The sequence below is a fragment of the Bradyrhizobium sp. USDA 4504 genome, assembly GCF_054063995.1.
In genome coordinates this window covers 7,822,152-7,841,484 of record NZ_JBSSGV010000001.1, presented here as the reverse complement: position 1 = coordinate 7,841,484, position 19,333 = coordinate 7,822,152, and the positions used below count along the sequence as shown (strand labels likewise).

Here is a 19,333-nt window from a genome sequence, read left to right as displayed (position 1 = left end):
GGTCTTGTTGGCGAAGCGGGCCTGAAATCTAGCTCCAACTCTCGTTCAGTGCCAAACCTTCCTCGGCGCCATTGCCAGCGCCCAGTCATTCTCAACGCCACGTCTTCTTCTTTTTCCAGCGCCGCTCGCCGCGCGCACCGGCTTCCTTGGCGCCGAGGTAGAACTCCTGGATATCGGGTGAATTCATCAGCCGCTCGCAGCTGTCGTTCATGACGACGCGGCCGATCTCCAGCACATAGCCGTAATGCGCCGTCTCCAGCGCGATCTTGGCATTCTGCTCGACCAGCAGGATCGACATGCCCTGCTCCTCATTGACGCGGCGGATGATGGTGAAGATCTCCTTCACCAGGATCGGCGACAGCCCGAGCGACGGCTCATCGAGCAACAGCAGCGTCGGCCGGTTCATCAGCGCCCGCCCGATCGCCAGCATCTGCTGCTCGCCGCCCGAAAGCTGCCCGGCCGGCTGGCCGAGCCGCTCCCTTAACCGCGGAAAATAGCCGTAGACGCGCTCGAGGTCCTGCGCCACACCGTCGCGGTCCTTGCGCAGATAGGCGCCCATCATCAGGTTTTCGCGCACCGACAGGAACGGAAACACCTCGCGCCCCTCCGGCACGTGGCTCAGCCCGAGCCTCACGATCCGGTCGGCCTCCATGCGCTGGATCGGCTTGCCGAGGAATTCGATCGAGCCCTTCTGCGGGTCGAGGATGCCGGAGATCGTCTTCAGGACCGTGGTCTTGCCGGCGCCGTTGGCGCCGAGCAGCGTCACGATCCGGCCGCGCGGCACCTCGAGGCTGATGCCGCGGATCGCCATGATCGGCCCGTAATAGCTTTCGATGTTGGAGAGTTTCAGGATGATGTCCGCTGTGCTCATGGCATCATCCTCATGCGCCGAGATACGCTGCGACGACGTCGGGATGGTGCTGCACCTCGGACGGCGAGCCCATCGCCAGCACGCGGCCGTAGTTCAGCGCGATGACGCGGTCGGAGACGCGGTTGACCAGCGTCATGTCGTGCTCGACCATCAGCACGGTGATGCCGAGCTCGCTCTTCATGTCGCGGATCCAGAACGACATGTCGTCGGTCTCCTCGACATTGAGGCCGGAGGACGGTTCGTCGAGCAGGATCAGCTTCGGCTCCGAGCACAGCGCCCGCGCCAGCTCGATCACCTTGCGCACGCCGTAAGGCAGTCCCGAGATCAGCTTGTCGCGGTAGGGCTCGAGATCGAGGAACTCGATCACCTGCTCGACGCGGCGGCGATGCGCCTTCTCGCCGGCGCGAACGCTCGGCAGGAACAATAGCTCCCGCCACAGCCGCGTGGTGGAATGGCGATGGCGGCCAACCAGCAGATTGCTCAGCACGGTCGCGTTCTCGAACAGCTCGATGTTCTGGAAGGTGCGGGCGATGCCGAGTTTCGCGATGTCGTAGGCCGGCTCCTGGGTGATGTCCTGATCCTCGAAGAAGATCTTGCCGGAGGTCGGCGGATAGATCCGCGAGATCAGGTTGAAGATCGAGCTCTTGCCGGCGCCGTTGGGCCCGATGATCGAGAGGATCTCGCCCTTCTCGACCGCGAAGCTGACCGCATCGACCGCCTTGAGGCCACCGAAGTGCAGCGACAGGTTCTCGGCGCGGAAATAGCTCATCTGTTCCGCTCCGATTTCACGTAGATCTTCTGCCGCTTGAAGGTTGCGCGTTTGTAGAGCGGGAACAGCTGGAAGAAGAGCTTGATCTTGAGCCAGCGGCCGTAGAGTCCGAGCGGTTCAAACAGCACGAACAGCACGATGATGATGCCGTAGATCGCGCCTTTCAGTCCGTTGGCGGAGGCGAAGGCTGCGACCGCGTCCTGGATATGGCCCGCGCGCTCGGTGCCGGCGCCGAGGGTCGCAGCAATGCCGCCGATCACGCCCGGCATATCGTCCTTCAGATAGGTCAGGAACGGATCGATCATGACCAGGAAGATCGCGCCCAGTACCGCGCCGTGCAGGCTGAACGTGCCGCCGATCAGGATCACGATGATGAACTCGATCGAAAGCTGCAGCGTGAACATCTCGGGCGAGATGAAGGAGAGCTTGTGCGCGAACAGCACGCCGGCAAAGCCGGTGATCGCCGCCGAGATCGCGAACGACTTCACCTTGTAGAGTGCGACATTGATGCCCATGCTGCGCGCCGCGGTTTCGCTGTCGCGGATCGCGACGAAGGCGCGCCCGGTCGGCGAGCGCAGCAGATTGAGCGTGCCGACGATGGTCAGCACCAGCACCGCAAGGCAGAGGTAATAGAAGGTCGGGCCGTCGCGCGACACCGTCGTGCCGAGCAGCTGCATGGTCTTGACCCGCATGCCCTCATTGCCGTTGGTGACGCTTTCCCAGCGCGCCAGGATCTCCTCGACGATGAACGCAAAGGAGATCGTCGCGATCACCAGATAGATGCCCTGCAGCCGCAGCGCCGGAAACCCGACCAGCGCGCCGACCACGCCGGTCAACAACCCCGCGGCGAGGAAGTAGACCAGAAACGGCACATTGAACTGCTGCAGATAGGCCGCGGTGTAGGCGCCGATCGCAAGAAACGCGGCATGGCCGAGCGAGGCCTGTCCGGTGAAGCCGGTCAGGATCAAGAGCCCGACGCCGACGGTCGCGTAGATGCAGACGAAGACCAGCTGGCTCATCAGATAGCTTGAGAGCACGTAAGGCGCGATCAGCAGCACCGCCAGCAACAGGCCGTAGGAATAGATGTAGCCCGAATGCGGGAACAGCTTGATGTCGTCTTCGTAATCGGTCTTGAAGAGAAACCGCATCCGTTGCTCCTCAGACTTTCTTCCGGACGTGAAGGCCGAACAGGCCCTCGGGCTTGAGCAGCAGCACCGCGAGCAGCACGATGTAGGGCGCGACGTCCTTCCATCCCTGCGGCAGATAGAAGCCGGCCATGCTCTCGATCACGCCGATCAGGACGCCGCCGACCACGGCGCCCGGGATCGAGCCGAAGCCGCCGAGCACCGCAGCCGGAAACGCCTTCAGCCCCAGAACCAGGCCGACATTGGAATGAATGAAGGTGATCGGCGCCAGCAGCACGCCGGCGCAGGTCGCGACCGCGGCCGAGATCGCCCAGACGATCGAGACCACCCGCTTGACCGGAATGCCCATGTAATAGGCAGCCAGCATGTTCTCGGAGCTGGCGCGCATCGCGGTGCCGAGCGTGGTCCGGTTGAAGAACAGATAGAGCAGCGCGCACAGGATGATGGTCGCCGCGATCACCGACAGCTTGTCGTAGGCAAGCACCAGGCTGCCGATCCGAAGCACGCCCTGGCTGAACGGCGTCTCGATCTTGAAGTCGTCGGTGCCCCAGATCATGCCGGAGACCGAGCGCAGGAAATAGCCGAGCCCGATCGTCGCCATGATGATGGAGAATTGCGGGTAACCGAGGATCGGCCGCACCACGAGCCGCTCGGCCAGCATGCCGAACAGCGCCATGCAGATCACCGCGCCGGCGAACCCGACCCAGTAATTCAGCCCGAGCATGCCGATGAAGGTGAAGGCGAAAAAACCGCCCAGCATCATCAAATCGCCTTGCGCGAAATTGACGACCTCGGTTGCCTTGTAGACCAGCACGAAGCCGAGCGCGATCAGGCCGTAAACGCAGCCGAGCGCGATGCCGCTGACGAGCTGCTGAACAAAGTCCAGCATCGTTCCCTCCCCGATGCCCGGCGATTCTTATCCGATCGCTCGTTGCATCCCGCCTTCACGCCCTTGTGTCTGGAGCGCCGAAAGCCGCCTATGTCCGCCCCGATTGAGCCAAAAGGCCCGATCCCTGTCAACAAACCGCTGTTGTCGCTGTATCATCACATTTGCGGAGATTTGCCGCAGCACGGACTAATACGGATATCACCTTTGATTTGCCCCGTGCGATTCACTGCACCGAAACGGTTTTTGTCCAAGCTTTGCGCAACCGACGAGCGAAATTCCGGATCGCCACCCCGCCATGACACCTGAACTGTCCGCACTCGCCGTGCGAGGGTTAACCAAGCGTTTTGACCGCCCGGCGGTCGACGCGCTCGATCTCACGATCCGTGTCGGTGAGTTCTATGCGCTGCTCGGACCGAACGGCGCCGGCAAGACCACGACGCTGCGCATGGTGGCGGGGCTATTGCGGCCCGATGCCGGCTCGGTGTCGATCCTCGGCATCGACGCGCTGGCCGATCCGGTCGCCGCCAAGCAGATCATGGCCTGGGTGTCCGACGAGCCGATGATCTACGACAAGCTGACGCCGCTGGAATATCTCGAATTCGTCGCCGGCCTGTGGGGCATCGATCCGCGCACGTCGGAGAGCTCGGCGCGCGATCTCCTGATGTCGCTCGGGCTCGAGCCGCATCTCAACGAGCGCTGCGAAGGCTTCTCCAAGGGCATGCGCCAGAAGGTGGCGCTGGCCGGCGCGCTGGTGCACGATCCCCGCCTGATCATTCTCGACGAACCGCTGACCGGCCTCGACGCGCTGTCGGCGCGTCACGTCAAGGGACTGCTGCAGAAGCGCGTCCGCGCCGGCTGCACCGTGATCATGACGACCCACATTCTCGAAGTCGCCGAGCGGATGGCCGACCGGATCGGCGTGATCGCGGCCGGCAGGCTGATCGCCGAGGGCACGCTGGCCGAGCTGCGCGCGCAGAACGGCCGCAACGACACCACCCTCGAGGACATGTTCATCGCGCTGGTCGATACCGAAGCGGCGGCCGCGTGAGCTCGGTCGCCCACCTCACCTGGTTCGCGCGGCACGAATTCCGCCTGGCGTGGCGCGAATGGCTGGCGATGATGACCGGCGGCCGTCGCCGGCGCAATCGCGCCGTGATCGGCCTTCTGATCTTCGCGGCGATCCTGCATCTGCCGGCTTATGCCGTGGTCAACCGCTATGCCGACCTGCGGTTTCCGCTCGACCCGTCGTCGCTGATCGTGCTGACCGCGACGATCTTCCTGGCCTGGGCGCTGATGCTCTCGCAGGCGATCGAGTCGGTGACGCGCGTGTTCTACGCCCGCGCCGATCTCGATCTGATCATGTCGTCGCCGGCAAAACTCACCAACATCTTCTCGATCCGGATCGCCGCGATCGCGCTGACGGTGAGCAGCATGGCGCTGTTGCTGTCGACGCCGTTCATCGACGTGCTGATCTATCTCGGCGGCCCGCGCTGGCTCGCCGGCTTCGGCGTCGTCCTTGCGATCGGGCTGTCGGCGGCAGCCGCCGCGATCGCCGTCACCGCGTTCCTGTTCCGCCTGATCGGGCCGAGCCGGACGCGGCTGGTAGCGCAGGTCGTCTCCGCCGTGATCGGCGCCGGCTTCGTCATCGCGCTGCAGGTCGTGGCCGTGCTGTCCTACGGCACGCTGTCGCGCTTTGCCTTTCTGACCTCGGAAACCGCGGCGCGAATTGCCCCCGCCCCCGACAGCCTGCTGTGGTGGCCGGCGCGGGCATCGCTCGGCGACCTCGAAATCATGCTGCTGCTGCTCGCCGCGGCGCTGGTGATGCTCGGCGGCGTGATGGCGCTATTCGCACCGCGGTTTGCCGATACGGTCGCCAGCGTCGCGGCCAATCCGGCTGCGGTGACGCGGGGACGCGCCCGCGCCTTCCGGGCCGGCTCGCGGCAGCAGGCGCTGCGGCGCAAGGAATTCTTGCTGCTGCGCCGCGATCCGTGGCTGCTGTCGCAGACCCTGATGCAGATGCTCTATCTGCTGCCGCCGGCGCTGATGCTGTGGCGCAGCTTCTCCGGTACGTCGACCGCGATCGTGCTGATTACGCCCGTCATCGTGATGGCCGCAGGCCAGCTCGCCGGCGGGCTCGCCTGGCTGACCATCTCCGGCGAGGACGCGCCCGATCTGGTGGCGACCGCGCCGCTGCCGCCGTCACGCGTGACCCGCGCCAAGGTCGAGGTGGTCCTGATCGCGATCGCCGCAATCTTCGCCCCGCTGGTGGCCGCGCTGGCGTTTGCCTCGCCAGGGCAGGCCGCGGTCACGGCGATCGCAATCCTCATCGCGACCGCATCCGCCGCCGCGGTCCAGCTCTGGTTCCGCGCACAGGCCAAGCGCAGCCAATTCCGCCGGCGCCAAACCTCCTCCCGCATCGCCACCTTCGCGGAAGCCTTTTCCTCGATCGGCTGGGCCGCAACCGCGGCGTTGGCCCTGACAATCCCGACGGCCGCGCTGGTCAGCGGCATTCTGACGCTGCTGACGCTTGCCATCGCCTGGAAGATCAGCCCGCGGCGCTAGCCTTCATCACCTCGATCACCGCCGAGGCAAACGCCTCGGGCGCTTCCTGCGGCAGATTGTGGCCGGCATGCGGAATCAGGCGATGGGCAAGGCGGCCGGTGTACTTTGCCGCGGTGCGACTGCCGTCGGTCGCGAACGTCACGCCGTCGTCGGCGCCGTCGAGCGAGATGGCGGGGACCCTGATGACAGGCAATGTGTCGAGCCGCCGCTGCAAATCCGCATATTGCGGATCCCCGTCGACAACGCCGTAACGGTGCCGATAACTGTGGATCACGACGTCGACATAATCAGGATTGTCGAACGCAACCGCGGTCCGCTCGAAGCAGGCGTCGTCGAACGCCCAGCTCGGCGACCATTGCGACCACAGGATTTTGGCGATGCCGCGCCGGTTGGCGGCGAGCCCCGCCCGCCCCCGCTCGAGCTGGAAGTAGTACTGATACCAAAGCGGCACCTCGCGATCAGGCGGCGCCGGCACCATCGCATGCGCGATGTCCTGGATCATGTAGCCGTAGGTGCAGACGAGTCCGATGCATCGTTCCGGCCACAGCGCCGCACCGATCGATGCGGCGCGGCCGCCCCAGTCATAGCCGGCGAACACCGCGCGCGCGATGCCGAGCGCGTCCATCAGCGCGATCAAGTCGGCGCCGACCGCCGCCTGCTCGCCCGAGCGCGGCGTCGCCTTGTCGCGGAACGCCGTCGGTCCGTAGCCGCGCAGATAGGGCACGATGACCCGACAGCCTTGCGCCGCCAGCATGGGCGCGACGTCCACATAGGAATGGATGTCGTAGGGGAAGCCATGCATCAGCAGCACGGCCGGCCCAATGGAGGGGCCCGCTTCGTAATAGGCGATGTTGAGCACACCGGCGTCGACATGGCGCAATGGCTCGAGCCGTTTGGTCGAAGGCGCGCGCTGCGAAGAGACGGTATCAGTCACGCAGAACTCCCTGATCTCGATCGTTTGCGCGGCATCCTAGCGTGTCCCGACGCAATAATCGCCCGGCTCGTGTTGCAGCCCGCGCCATGGAGCGATGCACGGGCCTCATCATGACGGCGCGCCAATTGCGCGCTACTCTTCCGTCCGCGGATGCCGCCGCAGACGGAACAGGTCATGCTGAGATTGCTCGCCGCGCTCGTCTTGCTGGGATCATTGACCGGTCACGCCTTCGCGCAGGACGCCCGGCGCAGCGAATGCCTGGCGATGGCAAATGCGCCGCCGCGCGCCGTTCCCGTGAGCTACCGCCGCGTCGCGGACAAGAACGCGACCAAGTCCGACGAAGTCGCGATCACCTATGCCGGCCATTCGACCTACTATATCGACACGCCCGGCGGCATCCGGATCGCGACCGACTACAACGGCGTCTATCGGACCGGGCGGCTGCCCGACGTCGCGACCATGAACCGGGCCCACGCGACCCATTACACGCTGTTTCCCGACCCCAAGATTCCCCACGTGCTGCATGGCTGGGGCGAGAACGGCCAGGCCGCGCATTACGCGATGCGCATCGGCGACGTCTATATCCGCAACGTCACCACCGACATTCGCCGCTACTGGGGCGAAGACCCCGGCGGCGAGATGATCAAGGACGGCAATTCGATCTTCATCTTCGAGGTCGCCGGCCTCTGCATCGGCCATCTCGGCCACCTCCACGTCAAACTCGACGACAGCCATTTCGCCGCGATCGGCCGGCTCGACATCGTGATGGTGCCGATCGACGGCACCTATACGATGTCGCTCGACGGCATCTCCGAGATCACCAGGCGATTGCGCGCCGCCGTCGTGCTGCCGATGCACCGCTTCGCCACCCCGCTCGACGAGTTCATGCGCCTGATCGGCCAGCAGTTCGAGATCGATCGCCGCGGCGGCGAGCGCACTTTGCGGATTTCGCGCGACACCCTGCCGGCGACGCCGACGGTGATCATCCTCGATGGGGTGTGAGGCTCAACGCACTCATTCCTCCGCCGCCTGGCTGCGCCGGTAGTGCCGCCGCGATTTGGCAAGATTGCCGCAATCGCCCATCGAGCACCACCGCCGGTTCTGAGTACGGCTCTCGTCAACGAACAACCAACCGCAACCCCGCTCATCCTGGCACTGCTTCACCCTCAGCGCACGGGGCCCGGTCAGAAGGCTCACCGCCGACCATGCGATCGGCTTGAGCAGCGTCTCGGGCGCAACTTTCCCGGCTGTCGGCAGCCACCGCAGGGTGTCGCCGACAGGTGCGAGCGCAACACCGCCCAACGCGGCTTCAAGGTATCGGTTGATATCGGCCAGCGCCGTCGGATCGATCCGGCCGCCTCCGATGCGGGCGATAAAGATCCTGTAGAGCGCCTCGCGCAGACCATGCGCCGCATTCAGAAAGGCATCGGCCTCGTGCGGTGAGGCTTTCCATCGCGCCCTGAGCTGCGCGGCGATCCGGCTATCCGCCAGTTCGGCATCGACCAGCCATTTCAGAATGGAATCCGAGGTCGCGATCCGATCCTCAACCAGGTCGCGGAGACGCCATGCGACCGTATTGACGAACTTGATGCTGAGCTCTTCCCGGGACGACGCCTCAGGCGAAGGAACGCGCGGCATGGTCCAGCAACTCCTCCGGAACGCATAACCCCTTAATGGGTTGGATTTGATAACCCATTAAGGGGTTAGAATCTAGCTCGGGAGCCCCGTATGCCCAAGCGCCTTTTGATTGTCGGCGCGTTCGCCGCCATCTATCTGCTTTGGGGTTCCACCTACTTCGCGATCGCGCTCGGCTTGAAGTCGATCCCGCCGTTCCTGCTGATGGGCCTTCGCTCGCTTGGCGGCGGCCTGATCCTGATCGCGCTGAACGGGGCTGACGTCACGCGCGTTTCGCGGTGGAACTGGCTGACCGCAGCACTCTGCGGCGTGCTGTTCTTCGTCGGCTGCCATGGTGTTCTCGCTTATGCCCAGCAATCGGTTCCGTCCGGCATCGCCGCGATCATGCTGGCTACGATCCCGTTCTGGGTGTTGCTCATCGATTTCCTGTATCCGCAAACCCGGCGTCCCGCGACCATGACGCTGGCCGCATTGCTGCCCGGCCTTGCTGGTGTGGCAATCGTGGGCTGGCAATCGGCCGAACAGGGCCATTTCAGTATCCTTCCCATTCTGCTGCTGCTCGCTGCGGCGTTCTCCTGGGCGGTGGGCACGGTGCTGTCGCGTCGGACTTCGGATCATGGTTCGCCAACATTGTCGTCAGGCATGCAACTGTCGATCGGCGGCGCGGTCCTGTTTGCAATCAGTCTTGCGTCGGGTGAACTGGAAGGCTTCTCGCCGCGCGACGTTTCGGCGCCCTCGCTCGCGGCCGTGATCTATCTCGCCATCGCCGGCAGCGTCATCGGCTTCACGGCATTTCGCTGGCTGCTCGACAATGTGTCGACGTTCATGGTCTCGACCTACATCTTCGTCAACCCGATCATCGCCGTGCTGCTCGGCACGCTGATTCTGGGCGAGCCGTTTTCCGTCACGATGTTGTTTGGAGCGCTTCTTGTCATCGCCTCGGTCATCATCACCTGGCGCACCGAGCAGGCATCGCCGGCGTCGGCGAGGCAAGCTCAGTCGATGACATGGTCGCGACCGGCAATACGGTCGGGGTGACCGGCACGCGCAGACGTACGCATGCCTCCTCAGGCAGAGGCCCGGTTTGACGCGCTCCTGCGCGGCTCGTTATCCTCCCCAAAGCCGACATCGTATCGGCGGCCGACAAGAGCAAGAACAGGGAGCATCATCCATGGCCAGCACTCTGCCCGCCTCCGCCAGCGGGCTCTATGCCAATCCGCGCGAAGACTGGCTCGCCCAATACACCGAGGAGATCATCGATCCGGCCCGTCCGATCGTCGATCCGCATCACCATCTCTGGGACCGCGGGGGCTTGCGCTATCTGATCGAGGAGATGCGCGACGACATCGCGTCCGGCCACAACATCGTGGCCACCGTCTATGTCGATTGCCGGTCGATGTACCGCGCCGACGGTCCGGAGGCGTTCCGTCCGGTCGGCGAGGTCGAGTTCGCCAACGGCGTCGCGGCGATGGCGGCGAGCGGCGGCTACGGCAAGGCGGCGATCTGCGCCGGCATCGTCAGCCACGTTAACCTTCTGATCGGCGATCAGGCCAAGGCGGTGCTGGAGGCGGAGATTGCCGCCGGCAACGGCCGGTTCCGCGGCATCCGCCACTCCTCGGCCTGGGATGAAGACCCCAACGTCGCGCATATGTACGCGAACCGTCCGAAGGGCATTCTGCTGGACTCCACCTTTCGTAGGGGGTTCGCCTGCCTGGCACCGCTCGGCCTCAGCTTCGATGCCTGGTTGTTCCACCCGCAGATCGGCGAGCTGACCGACCTCGCCCGCACCTTCCCCGACACTCGGATCGTGCTCGATCATTGCGGCGGGCCGGTCGGCACCGGCCGTTTCGCCGGCAAGCGCACGGAGACCTTTCCGGTCTGGCAGGCGTCGATCCAGGAGATCGCCAAATGCCCGAACGTCGTGGTCAAGCTCGGCGGGCTGGCGATGTGCCTGCTCGGCTACGACTTCCACCTCCGCCCCAGGCCGCCCTCGTCGGAGGAACTTGCTGCCGCCTGGCGGCCTTATGTCGACACCTGCATCGAGGCGTTCGGTCCGGACCGTTGCATGTTCGAGAGCAACTTCCCACCTGATAAGGGGCAATGCAGCTACCAGGTCATCTTCAACACCTTTAAACGGCTTGCATCACAATATAGCGAAGCCGAAAAGACGGCGTTGTTCTTGAAGACGGCAAAGGATGTCTATCGGCTCGATATCGGGTAAGCTCTCGACTCATGGATGACGGCATCACCATCCGGCCGCTTCGAGAGGCTGATGCGGAAGCGGTGGTCGAACTTTACGCAAAGGCAGCCGCGGTGGAACCGCGGCTAGGCCCTGTCACGCTGCCGCAATGGGACCAGTTCCTGAAGCTGCCGCAGAACCGCGGCGGGCGCGACTTTCGCGTAGCCGAGCGCGATGGCGTGCTCGTCGGCCTCGCCGAGTCGTCGTTGCGCGACCAGGGCGCGCATCACACCCGATTCCTCAAGATCGTCGTGGCGCCCGAGATGCGCCGCCGCCGGATTGGCCTCGCGCTGTTCGACGAGGTGCTTGCGATCGACGCCGACGCCGATCTCACCGTTCAGACGCTGGTGAGCAGCGACTGGCCGGCCGGAATGGCCTTCGTGGCCGCCTTCGGCTTTGTTCATGTCGAGTCCGAGATCGGGATGAAGTGCGTCGAGCCGTTGCAGCCGGCGCGCACGCTCGCGGCCGCGCGCGCCACCATCGAGCAGGTCAGCGACGTCACCGCCTGCGCGGGCGAGGTCGCGCGCATCCATAACGCCGCCTATGCGTCGGACGCCGCCTTCCGCCTGTACTCGCGGGAAGAGATGGCGCAGGTCCTGACCGAGAGCGAAGTCTGGATCGCGTCGGAGGATGGACAGATGTCGGGCTTCTGCCTGACTGAACTGGAGCGGAACTCGATGTGGATCGAGTCGGTCGCCGTCGACCCGGTGCGGCAGGGACGCGGGCTCGGCCAGCTGCTGGTTTATCGCGTGCTGGCCGCACACGACGTATCGGTCGAGCACCCGTGCTGGCTCAACGTCTCGAGCCGCAACGCTCCCGCGCTGAAGATCTATCGCCGGCTCGGCTTCCGGCCGCAGCACGAGACCTGCCGCTTCAGCGCGCCACGCGGCGACCTGCTCGCCGCGCGGGGGCGGAGGTTTCAGTAGAGCGCGATGAGATTGGGTCGGTAGCGACGGCGACGGGATTGCGCTCCCTCGCCCCGTTCTTACGGGGAGAGGGTTGGGGTGAGGGGCCTCTCCACATATTCGGTGACAGCTGCATTCGCGGAGGCGCCCCCTCACCCGGATCGCATCTGAAGATGCGATCCGACCTCTCCCCGCACGCGGGGCGAGGTGAAGAGCGTCGGCCCCCTTACGCCCACTCGCCCTTGCGGAACACCGGCACGCTGCGACCGTCGGCATGGATGCCGTCGATATCGGTGTGGGCGGAGCCGATCATCCAGTCGATATGGATCAGGCTCTTGTTGCCGCCCAGCTCGGCGATCTGCTGCGGCGTCAGCTTGTCGCCATTAACGAAGCATTTCGAGTAGCACTGGCCGAGCGCGATGTGCGAGGCGGCGTTCTCGTCGAACAGCGTGTTGAAGAACAGCAGCCCGCTCTTCGAGATCGGTGAGGAATGCGGCACCAGCGCGACCTCGCCGAGGCGGCGCGCGCCCTCGTCGGTGTCGAGCACCTTCTTCAGCACTTCCTCGCCGCGCGAGGCCTTGGCCTCGACGATGCGGCCTTCCTCGAACTTGACCGAGATATTGTCGATCAGCGTGCCCTGATAGGACAGCGGCTTGGAGCTGACGACGTGGCCGCTGACGCGGCGGCAGTGCGGGGTGGTGAAGACTTCCTCGGTCGGGATGTTGGCATTGCAGACGATGCCGTTCTTGGCAGTCGACGCACCGCCCTCCCATTCATGACCGTCGGCGAGGCCGATCGTGAGGTCCATGCCGGGTCCGGAATATTTCAGCGCGTGGAAGCGCTGGCCGTTCAGCCATTCGGTGCGCTCGCGGAGCTTCGCATTGTGCTGTGCCCAGGCGGCGACGGCGCCATCCTGATCGACGCGGGAGGCGGAGAAGATCGCATCGGCAAGCTTGGCCACCGCGACGTCCTCGGCATCGTCGGGGAACACCTGCTTGGCCCAGGACGTGCTCGGATAGGCGATGATGTTCCAGTTGGTGTCGAAATTGACGATCTTCTCCAGTGCCGGCTGGTAGGCGATCGAATTGGCCTTGCTGGCGCGCGCCACCTTGACCGGGTCTTCGCCCGACAGCAGCATCGGATTGTCGCCGACGATCGCAAGCCGCGCGGTGTTGGCGCCGAACGCCTTCGCCATGCCCTCATAGAGCCAGCTTGCGGCGCGATCGAAACTCGCATCGTTGGCGTAGCGGTAGCGCGCCAGCGTGAGCTCCTCGTCCGAGAAGAATGGCGTCACGAGACCCGCACCGGCCTTGTAGGCATGCTCCACCACCCGCCGCACCAGCGGCATCGCTCCGGCGGGCGCCGTGAGCAGGAGATCCTGCCCCGGCTGCAGCTGCAGGCCGACCTTGATCGCGACTTCGGCGAGCCGGTCGAGCTTCACGGGATCGATCGATGCGGAAAGGTTGCGTTGATGTGCGGTCATGAAGCGCCGTGTCGTTTGAGGAACCCTCGGGATTCGTAGTCCAATTCGATCCGCATCCGCAAGGTTCCTGCCCGCCGCGCCCGATCACGCGACGGCGAGCAATTGCCTCGAATTTTACCGCTTCACCGAGGCCAGCACCCGGTCGACCATCTGCGGCGCCAGGCCGAGATAGTTTTTCGGCGCGGTGAGGCGGTCGATCGTCGCCCGATCGATCCGGCTGGCAACGCGATCATCCGCCGCCAGCGCCTCGGCCAGCGTCAGGCCCTCGTCGTTGGCGCGGCGGCAGGCGTCATAAACCACGTCATGCGCCTCCTGCCGGCCGATCGCGGGCGCGAGGCCCATCATCACGGCTTCGGCCACGATCAGCCCGCGGCTGATGTCGAGATTGTCGGCCATCCGCTGCTCGTCGACGATCAGACCGCCAAGCGCGAACCTCGCCTGGTGCAGCGCGCCCGCGGTCAGCACGAAGCTCTCCGGGATCGCCATCCATTCGGCGTGCCACGGACCGGTGGCGCGCTCGAAATCCTGCACCATCGCATCCAGCATCAGGCCGGCATGCTGGCGCACCGCCTTGGCGGCGGCGAGCATCAGCTCCGACGAGATCGGGTTGCGCTTCTGCGGCATGGTCGAGGACGCGCCGCGCCCCTTCACGAACGGCTCGTAGACCTCGGCGAACTCGGTCGACGCCATGATCATGATGTCGAGCGCGATCTTGCCGAGCGTTCCCGTGACCAGCGCGAGGAAATTCACCGCTTCGGCCAGACCGTCGCGCGCGACATGCCAGGTCGCGACGGGCACGCCGAGCCCGAGTTCCTCGCACAGCGCCCGCTGAACCTCGAATCCCTTGTCGCCGAGCGAGGCCAGCGTGCCGGCGGCGCCGGCGAACTGGCCGACCAGCACGCGCGGCTTCAGCTCCACAAGCCGCGCGGCGTGGCGATCGAACGCGGCTAGCCAGATCGCGGTCTTGTAGCCGAACGTCACCGGCAGCGCCTGCTGCAGATGGGTGCGGCCGGCCATCGGCGTGTCGCGGTATTTTTTCGAGAGATCGGCGAGGATGCCGCGCAGCGCACCGATGTCGTCCTCGATGATCTTCAATCCATCGCGCAGTTGCAGCACGACGGCGGTGTCCATGACGTCCTGCGTGGTCGCGCCCCAATGAACGTAGCGGCCGGCCTCGCCGCACTGCTTGGCCATCTGATGCACCAGCGGCAGGATCGGGTAGCCGACGACGTCGGTCTCCTGCCGCAGCAGATCGAAATCGAGCGCGGCAACATCGGTACGTTTTGCGATCTCCGCGGCGGCTTCAGCGGGAATCACGCCGCAGCGCGCTTCGGCCTTGGCCAGCGCTACTTCGACCTCGGCATAGCGCTCGATCAGCCGCAGGTCGGAAAACACCTCGCGCATCTCGCGCGTGCCGAAGGCATCGCGAAACAATACGGAATCAAGCACGGTGGTCGAGGTCGGGAAGGCGGACATGGGCAGATCCTGTTGCCGGTCGCGGTCGGCAACGTCCCTATCACGGCAGAGGCCGGTGCCCTACCCCTCCGGCGGCGCCTCGCCGAACACCTCGGCTGCGATCTTGCTGGTCTCGATCGCGGCCGGAATGCCGCAATACATCGCCACCAGCAGCAGCACGTCCTGCACCTGCGCGGCGGTGCAGCCATTGGCCAGCGCGCCCTTGGCATGGACGCGGAACTCGGCGGGCTTGCTGCTCGCCGCGGTGATGCCGAGCATCACGAGGCTGCGGATCTGGTCGGACAGCCCGCTACGCTCCCAGACGTCGCCGTAGACATAGGCATTGATGATGTTCTGCAGCGGCGTGCCGAAGTCACCCGCAGCCGCCATCCGCTTGGCGACATCGACCTCGCCGAACATCTTCTGGCGCCGGCGCAGTCCGCGCGCATGGAGATCGCTGATGTCCACCATCGTCGTCGGGCTCCCTGAATGGGCTATTTATACGGATAAATATGACACACCTCAACATTCCAGCGGGCATAACGCTTGCCTTTCTGATGTATTTGTCCGTATAAATCTGCAAAAGCAGACACGGGAGGAGACCGAGATGAAGTTACGGCTGGGGCTGCTCGCAGTCCTGCTTGCGACGCTTTCCATCCTGCCGGCTTTCGCCGCGGACGATTTCCCGCAACGGCCGCTCAAGATCATCGTGCCGTTCCCGGCCGGCGCCGGCCCCGACAACGTTGCGCGGCTGGTCGGCCAGCATCTGCAGGACGCGTTGGGCCAGACCGTGCTGATCGAGAACCGCGCCGGCGCGCTCGGCAGCATCGGCGCCCAGGAGGTCGCCCGCAGCGCGCCCGACGGCTACACGCTGTTGATGGGCACCAACACCACCCATGCCAGCAACGTCGCGACGCTGAAGAGCCTGCCCTACGACCCGGTGAAGGATTTCGCACCTGTCATCCGCACCACCACCACGGCGATGGTGCTGCTGGTCAATCCCAAGCTCGCGGCCAGGGACCTGCCGCAGTTCCTCAGCTACGCCAAGGCCAATCCCAACCTGACCGCGGGCTACGGTTCCGGCGCATCGCAGATCTCGATCGCCCAGCTGCAATCGCGCGGCGGCCTGTCGCTGGTCGCGGCGTCGTATCGCGGCGTCCCGCAGGCGATGACCGACGTGATGGCGGGGGTGATCGATCTCACCTTCGGCGACTTCTCGGTCGCGATCCCGCAGATGCAGGGCGGCACCTTGCGCGGCATCGCCGTGACGTCGGCGACCCGCAACGAGCTGACGCCCGGCCTGCCCGCGCTCGCCGAAGCGATGCCGGGCTTCGAGGCCACGATCTGGTACGGCCTGTTCGCGCCCGCGGGCACGCCGGAACCCGTGGTCAGCAAGCTCTACGCCGAGTGTGCGAAGTACCTCGCGATGCCGGAGACGCGGAAGAAGCTCGCCGATGTCGGCGTGATGGTGGCGCCGCTCGCGCCGGCCGAGTTCGGCGCCTTCGTCAGGAGCGAGGTCGTGCGCTGGTCGGCGGAGGTCAAGGCGGCCGGCATCCAGCCGCAATAAAGCGAGGCGGCGTCGCATCATGGCTTGCGAGACACCCGTTGGCATGATTGGCCTGGGGCTGATGGGATCGGCGCTTTCCGCGCGGCTGATCGACGCCGGCATCGGGGTGATCGGCTTCGACATCGACGCGGCGAAGACAGATGGCCTGAGAGCCAGCGGCGCCGAGTTCGCAGCGTTCGCCGCCGACGTCGCGGCGCGCTGCCGGACCATCGTCATCGCGGTGTATGACGCGGCCCAGGTCAGGACGCTGCTGCCGGACCTCGCCAACGCGACGCCGCCGCCGCGCGTCATCTGCACCACCACCTGCGCGCCGGGTGAGATCGTGGCAATCGCCGAATTCGCCTCCCGCTCGCGCCTCGCCTTCATCGAAGCGCCGATCTCGGGCACCAGTGCCGAGGTCCGGGCGGGCGCGGCCACCGCGCTGGTCGCCGGCGATGCCGACATCATCGACGCCGCCGCGACGACGCTCGATATTCTCTGCCCGCAGCGGGTCAATGTCGGCGCGATCGGCAATGCCAGCCGCACCAAGCTCGCCATCAATCTGATCCTGCAGAACAACCGCGCCGCGCTGGCCGAGGGCATCGCCTTTGCCGAAAGCCTCGGCCTCGACGGCGCGGCGTTCCTCGCGACCGCGCGGCAATCGGCGGCATATTCCAAGGCGATGGACAGCAAGGGGCCGAAGATGCTGGCGCGGGATTTCTCGCCGCAATCGCATATCGCGCAGACCTTGAAGGATGCCGAACTGATCCTGCAGGAGGCCGGTCGGCACGGCCTGCCCTTACCGCTAACCTCGGTGCAGGCCGAACTGCTGCGCGCGGCGATCGCACTTCAAGGCCCTGACAACGACAGCGCCGCGGTCATCGAGGCGATCCGGGCCGGCCGCGGCCACGGTGAGGGACAATCATGATCAACTGTGCGATCGCAGGCCTCGGTCGATGGGGCCGCGCACTGGTCCGGGCCGCGCGCAACGAGCCGCGGCTCAGGATCGTCCGAGCGGTGGAACCCGACGCCAACGGCGCCGCCGGCTTTTGCGAGGCGCACGGCCTCTCCATCGCGGCGAGCCTGGACGATGTCCTCGCCGACCCTCGCATCGATGCCGTGCTGCTGGCGACGCCGCATTCGCTGCACAAGGGCCAGGTGATCGCGGCAGCCGGCGCCGGTAAGCAGGTGTTTTGCGAGAAGCCGCTGGCGCTTCGGCGCGCCGATGCCGCAGAGATGTTCGCGGCGTGCCGCAGCGCCGGCGTGGTGCTCGCGGTCGGGCATAACCGCCGGTTCTGGCCGTCGATGCAGGCGCTGCGCGCGATCACAGCCAGTGGCGAGCTCGGCACCATCCTGCATGTCGAGGGTCACAATAGCAACGAGAACTCGCGGAGCATCACGCAAGGCTGGCGGCTGTCGCCCGAGGAATCGCCGGGCGGCGGCCTGACCGGCGCGGGGCTGCATGTGCTCCACGGCTTCGTCAACCTGCTTGGTCCCGCGCGCCAGGTCTATGCCCGGTTGAGTGCGCGCGAGGCCGGACCGCCGCCGCTCGACACTGCAACCTTGGCGATTGAATTTGTGAATGGCGTGAGCGCAACCCTTGCGACAATTCGCGCAACACCGTTCTATTGGCGCGTGCATGTGTTCGGAACGAAGGGATCCGCCGAGGTGCTCGACGAACAGACGATGGTACTGCGGAAATCCGGCGAGGCGCCTGCGACGACGCGCTATCCGGCAATCGACACCCTCACCGCGGAACTATCGGCCTTTGCCGACGCCGTCGAAGGCAAGCAGCCGTTCCCGGTGCTCGAGGCAGACGTGCTGGCGACGCTCGCCGCGTTCGAGGCTGCGCTGCAGTCGATGCAATCGGGACATCCGGTCGTCTGCCATACGGCATACCAGTGATCCGCCATGTCTGAACAACCGGACCGAGCGCGATCGTCCCGTTACCGCGACATCGCCACCGGACTGCAGAAGGACATCCGGCTCGGCACCTATGCGGTCGGCAATCTGCTGCCGACCGAGACCGAGCTGATGGCGAGCTATCAGGCCAGCCGGCAGACCGTGCGCGAGGCGCTGCGCATCCTGATCGACCAGGGCCTGATCGTGCGCCGCGCCGGCCTCGGCTCGGTGGTGATCGCATCCGAGCCGCCGGTGCTGTTCACCCACAGCGTCAAGTCGCTCGGCGAGTGGCTGCGTTATTCCAACGAAACCTACCGCGAGGTCGTTGCGAGCAGCGACATCGTCGCCGACCGCAAGCTGGCCGGGCTCTTGAAATGCGAGCCCGGCAAGAGCTGGTTCCTGATCGAGGCGGTGCGCCGCTCCGACCAGTTCGCAGCCCCGCTCGGCTGGGCCGAGATCTACGTGCTGCGCAGGTTCGCCGATGTCGTGACCCGGCCCGACCACGGCCGCACCCCGGTGCATGAGCAGATTGCCAGGATGTACGGCCAGGTCACCGAGCGCGCGCAGATGGAAATCTTCGTGCGGGGCATGCCGGCGCCGATCGCCAGGGCGCTCGGCGTCAAGACCGGCTCGCCGGCGCTCACCGTGGTACGTCGCTACTACGGCCAGCGCGAGGAACTGTTCGAGGTCACCATCACCACGCACCCCGAGGGGCGCTACACCTACACGATGGATATGCAGCGCTCGCTGCGGCCGAAGCTCTAGCGCACCCGGGCCAGATGGGTGCTGGCGGAGGTGTGTGCCGTCTGCGGGGTGCCGCTCACGCCCCAGATCGCGACCGCAATCAGCGCGGCCGCCCAGACATAAGGCACAGCATTCAACTTCTTCATTTCCGGGATCATCCCCAACGTCTCAGCAGGACCGACCAACCTCTCGACCCAGGTCGTGAATCTCACCACCGCAGTCCTCAGCGTCTCACCAGGCAGCCGTCCTTCACA

20 protein-coding genes are annotated in these 19,333 nt (G+C 65.7%); 10 read left to right on the top strand and 10 right to left on the bottom strand.

Translation table 11 applies throughout. The features are described 5' to 3' along the window. Nucleotides 1-91: 91 nt before the first annotated feature. Genes ACVMB1_RS36695 through ACVMB1_RS36680 form a run of 4 tightly spaced genes read right to left on the bottom strand, consistent with a single transcriptional unit; the run spans nucleotide 92 to nucleotide 3,674 of the window. Complete coding sequence (locus tag ACVMB1_RS36695; protein ID WP_076832616.1) at nucleotides 92-871, bottom strand: ABC transporter ATP-binding protein; 780 nt, start codon at nucleotides 869-871, stop codon at nucleotides 92-94. A 10-nt stretch (nucleotides 872-881) separates the two neighbouring features. Beyond that, a complete protein-coding gene (locus ACVMB1_RS36690) occupies nucleotides 882-1,640 on the bottom strand; it encodes an ABC transporter ATP-binding protein (protein ID WP_076832618.1) in 759 nt (252 codons plus the stop codon). Further along, nucleotides 1,637-2,788, bottom strand: coding sequence for a branched-chain amino acid ABC transporter permease (locus tag ACVMB1_RS36685; protein WP_076832621.1), 1,152 nt, complete (start codon nucleotides 2,786-2,788; stop codon nucleotides 1,637-1,639). Before ACVMB1_RS36685 ends, ACVMB1_RS36690 begins: the two co-directional genes overlap by 4 nt. A gap of 10 nt (nucleotides 2,789-2,798) precedes the next feature. Next, nucleotides 2,799-3,674 carry a branched-chain amino acid ABC transporter permease gene (locus ACVMB1_RS36680; protein WP_028336612.1) on the bottom strand — a complete coding sequence of 292 codons (876 nt, stop codon included), beginning with the start codon at nucleotides 3,672-3,674 and terminating at the stop codon, nucleotides 2,799-2,801. A 295-nt stretch (nucleotides 3,675-3,969) separates the two neighbouring features. Between ACVMB1_RS36680 and ACVMB1_RS36675 the strand changes: the two genes are divergently transcribed. Next, on the top strand, nucleotides 3,970-4,722 hold the full coding sequence (locus ACVMB1_RS36675; RefSeq protein ID WP_076832624.1) for an ABC transporter ATP-binding protein: 753 nt from the start codon (nucleotides 3,970-3,972) through the stop codon (nucleotides 4,720-4,722). Further along, a complete protein-coding gene (locus ACVMB1_RS36670) occupies nucleotides 4,719-6,236 on the top strand; it encodes a permease (RefSeq protein ID WP_076832626.1) in 1,518 nt (505 codons plus the stop codon). Before ACVMB1_RS36675 ends, ACVMB1_RS36670 begins: the two co-directional genes overlap by 4 nt. On the opposite strand, the gene ACVMB1_RS36665 is transcribed toward ACVMB1_RS36670, so the two are convergent. Continuing rightward, on the bottom strand, nucleotides 6,220-7,170 hold the full coding sequence (locus tag ACVMB1_RS36665) for an alpha/beta fold hydrolase (protein WP_456849704.1): 951 nt from the start codon (nucleotides 7,168-7,170) through the stop codon (nucleotides 6,220-6,222). The genes ACVMB1_RS36670 and ACVMB1_RS36665 overlap by 17 nt on opposite strands. 174 nt (nucleotides 7,171-7,344) lie before the next feature. On the opposite strand from ACVMB1_RS36665, the gene ACVMB1_RS36660 reads away from it, so the two are divergent. After that, nucleotides 7,345-8,172, top strand: coding sequence for an MBL fold metallo-hydrolase (locus ACVMB1_RS36660; protein ID WP_076832882.1), 828 nt, complete (start codon nucleotides 7,345-7,347; stop codon nucleotides 8,170-8,172). A 12-nt stretch (nucleotides 8,173-8,184) separates the two neighbouring features. Here ACVMB1_RS36660 and ACVMB1_RS36655 read toward each other — a convergent pair whose 3' ends face one another. Beyond that, complete coding sequence (locus ACVMB1_RS36655) at nucleotides 8,185-8,808, bottom strand: CGNR zinc finger domain-containing protein (protein ID WP_076832632.1); 624 nt, start codon at nucleotides 8,806-8,808, stop codon at nucleotides 8,185-8,187. A gap of 90 nt (nucleotides 8,809-8,898) precedes the next feature. Between ACVMB1_RS36655 and ACVMB1_RS36650 the strand changes: the two genes are divergently transcribed. The 3 genes from ACVMB1_RS36650 to ACVMB1_RS36640 all read left to right on the top strand — a co-directional run bounded on the left by ACVMB1_RS36650 (nucleotide 8,899) and on the right by ACVMB1_RS36640 (nucleotide 11,970). After that, nucleotides 8,899-9,843, top strand: coding sequence for an EamA family transporter (locus tag ACVMB1_RS36650; RefSeq protein ID WP_141340537.1), 945 nt, complete (start codon nucleotides 8,899-8,901; stop codon nucleotides 9,841-9,843). Nucleotides 9,844-9,976: 133 nt separating this feature from the next. After that, a complete protein-coding gene (locus tag ACVMB1_RS36645) occupies nucleotides 9,977-11,026 on the top strand; it encodes an amidohydrolase family protein (protein ID WP_456849702.1) in 1,050 nt (349 codons plus the stop codon). Nucleotides 11,027-11,037: 11 nt separating this feature from the next. Beyond that, nucleotides 11,038-11,970 carry a GNAT family N-acetyltransferase gene (locus tag ACVMB1_RS36640; protein ID WP_076832641.1) on the top strand — a complete coding sequence of 311 codons (933 nt, stop codon included), beginning with the start codon at nucleotides 11,038-11,040 and terminating at the stop codon, nucleotides 11,968-11,970. Nucleotides 11,971-12,175: 205 nt separating this feature from the next. Here ACVMB1_RS36640 and ACVMB1_RS36635 read toward each other — a convergent pair whose 3' ends face one another. From ACVMB1_RS36635 to ACVMB1_RS36625, 3 genes are all read right to left on the bottom strand, one after another. Further along, the gene (locus ACVMB1_RS36635) at nucleotides 12,176-13,432 is read right to left on the bottom strand and encodes an aminopeptidase (protein WP_076832644.1); all 1,257 of its coding nucleotides are present in this window, start codon (nucleotides 13,430-13,432) and stop codon (nucleotides 12,176-12,178) included. A gap of 114 nt (nucleotides 13,433-13,546) precedes the next feature. Continuing rightward, nucleotides 13,547-14,908 (bottom strand): class-II fumarase/aspartase family protein, encoded by a 1,362-nt coding sequence (locus ACVMB1_RS36630; RefSeq protein WP_076832646.1) that lies wholly within the window; start codon nucleotides 14,906-14,908, stop codon nucleotides 13,547-13,549. 60 nt (nucleotides 14,909-14,968) lie between these two features. Then, nucleotides 14,969-15,358, bottom strand: coding sequence for a carboxymuconolactone decarboxylase family protein (locus ACVMB1_RS36625; protein ID WP_083715163.1), 390 nt, complete (start codon nucleotides 15,356-15,358; stop codon nucleotides 14,969-14,971). 136 nt (nucleotides 15,359-15,494) lie between these two features. On the opposite strand from ACVMB1_RS36625, the gene ACVMB1_RS36620 reads away from it, so the two are divergent. From ACVMB1_RS36620 to ACVMB1_RS36605, 4 genes are read left to right on the top strand one after another with little or no spacing between them, the layout of a single operon-like run. Then, on the top strand, nucleotides 15,495-16,454 hold the full coding sequence (locus tag ACVMB1_RS36620) for a Bug family tripartite tricarboxylate transporter substrate binding protein (RefSeq protein ID WP_076832649.1): 960 nt from the start codon (nucleotides 15,495-15,497) through the stop codon (nucleotides 16,452-16,454). 43 nt (nucleotides 16,455-16,497) lie between these two features. Further along, nucleotides 16,498-17,361: an NAD(P)-dependent oxidoreductase gene (locus tag ACVMB1_RS36615; protein ID WP_158074231.1), complete on the top strand. Its 864-nt coding sequence runs from the start codon at nucleotides 16,498-16,500 to the stop codon at nucleotides 17,359-17,361. Next, a complete protein-coding gene (locus ACVMB1_RS36610; RefSeq protein WP_076832654.1) occupies nucleotides 17,358-18,338 on the top strand; it encodes a Gfo/Idh/MocA family protein in 981 nt (326 codons plus the stop codon). Before ACVMB1_RS36615 ends, ACVMB1_RS36610 begins: the two co-directional genes overlap by 4 nt. A gap of 6 nt (nucleotides 18,339-18,344) precedes the next feature. Further along, on the top strand, nucleotides 18,345-19,100 hold the full coding sequence (locus ACVMB1_RS36605) for a GntR family transcriptional regulator (RefSeq protein WP_028337580.1): 756 nt from the start codon (nucleotides 18,345-18,347) through the stop codon (nucleotides 19,098-19,100). Here ACVMB1_RS36605 and ACVMB1_RS36600 read toward each other — a convergent pair. Beyond that, entirely contained in the window at nucleotides 19,097-19,225 is a 129-nt protein-coding gene (locus tag ACVMB1_RS36600; protein WP_016847287.1) for a hypothetical protein, read from the bottom strand. The two genes, ACVMB1_RS36605 and ACVMB1_RS36600, sit on opposite strands and share 4 nt — an antisense overlap. Nucleotides 19,226-19,333 lie beyond the last annotated feature (108 nt).

Excerpts from the sequence above, each read along its gene's own strand:
- ACVMB1_RS36625 (WP_083715163.1), bottom strand. The coding sequence starts at position 15,358 with ATGGTGGACATCAGCGATCTCCATGCGCGCGGACTGCGCCGGCGCCAG.
- ACVMB1_RS36690 (WP_076832618.1), bottom strand. The coding sequence starts at position 1,640 with ATGAGCTATTTCCGCGCCGAGAACCTGTCGCTGCACTTCGGTGGCCTC.
- ACVMB1_RS36675 (WP_076832624.1), top strand. The coding sequence starts at position 3,970 with ATGACACCTGAACTGTCCGCACTCGCCGTGCGAGGGTTAACCAAGCGT.
- ACVMB1_RS36695 (WP_076832616.1), bottom strand. The coding sequence starts at position 871 with ATGAGCACAGCGGACATCATCCTGAAACTCTCCAACATCGAAAGCTAT.
- ACVMB1_RS36610 (WP_076832654.1), top strand. The coding sequence starts at position 17,358 with ATGATCAACTGTGCGATCGCAGGCCTCGGTCGATGGGGCCGCGCACTG.
- ACVMB1_RS36605 (WP_028337580.1), top strand. The coding sequence starts at position 18,345 with ATGTCTGAACAACCGGACCGAGCGCGATCGTCCCGTTACCGCGACATC.
- ACVMB1_RS36685 (WP_076832621.1), bottom strand. The coding sequence starts at position 2,788 with ATGCGGTTTCTCTTCAAGACCGATTACGAAGACGACATCAAGCTGTTC.
- ACVMB1_RS36640 (WP_076832641.1), top strand. The coding sequence starts at position 11,038 with ATGGATGACGGCATCACCATCCGGCCGCTTCGAGAGGCTGATGCGGAA.
- ACVMB1_RS36655 (WP_076832632.1), bottom strand. The coding sequence starts at position 8,808 with ATGCCGCGCGTTCCTTCGCCTGAGGCGTCGTCCCGGGAAGAGCTCAGC.
- ACVMB1_RS36600 (WP_016847287.1), bottom strand. The coding sequence starts at position 19,225 with ATGAAGAAGTTGAATGCTGTGCCTTATGTCTGGGCGGCCGCGCTGATT.
- ACVMB1_RS36660 (WP_076832882.1), top strand. The coding sequence starts at position 7,345 with ATGCTGAGATTGCTCGCCGCGCTCGTCTTGCTGGGATCATTGACCGGT.
- ACVMB1_RS36650 (WP_141340537.1), top strand. The coding sequence starts at position 8,899 with ATGCCCAAGCGCCTTTTGATTGTCGGCGCGTTCGCCGCCATCTATCTG.
- ACVMB1_RS36635 (WP_076832644.1), bottom strand. The coding sequence starts at position 13,432 with ATGACCGCACATCAACGCAACCTTTCCGCATCGATCGATCCCGTGAAG.
- ACVMB1_RS36680 (WP_028336612.1), bottom strand. The coding sequence starts at position 3,674 with ATGCTGGACTTTGTTCAGCAGCTCGTCAGCGGCATCGCGCTCGGCTGC.
- ACVMB1_RS36645 (WP_456849702.1), top strand. The coding sequence starts at position 9,977 with ATGGCCAGCACTCTGCCCGCCTCCGCCAGCGGGCTCTATGCCAATCCG.
- ACVMB1_RS36620 (WP_076832649.1), top strand. The coding sequence starts at position 15,495 with ATGAAGTTACGGCTGGGGCTGCTCGCAGTCCTGCTTGCGACGCTTTCC.
- ACVMB1_RS36615 (WP_158074231.1), top strand. The coding sequence starts at position 16,498 with ATGATTGGCCTGGGGCTGATGGGATCGGCGCTTTCCGCGCGGCTGATC.
- ACVMB1_RS36630 (WP_076832646.1), bottom strand. The coding sequence starts at position 14,908 with ATGTCCGCCTTCCCGACCTCGACCACCGTGCTTGATTCCGTATTGTTT.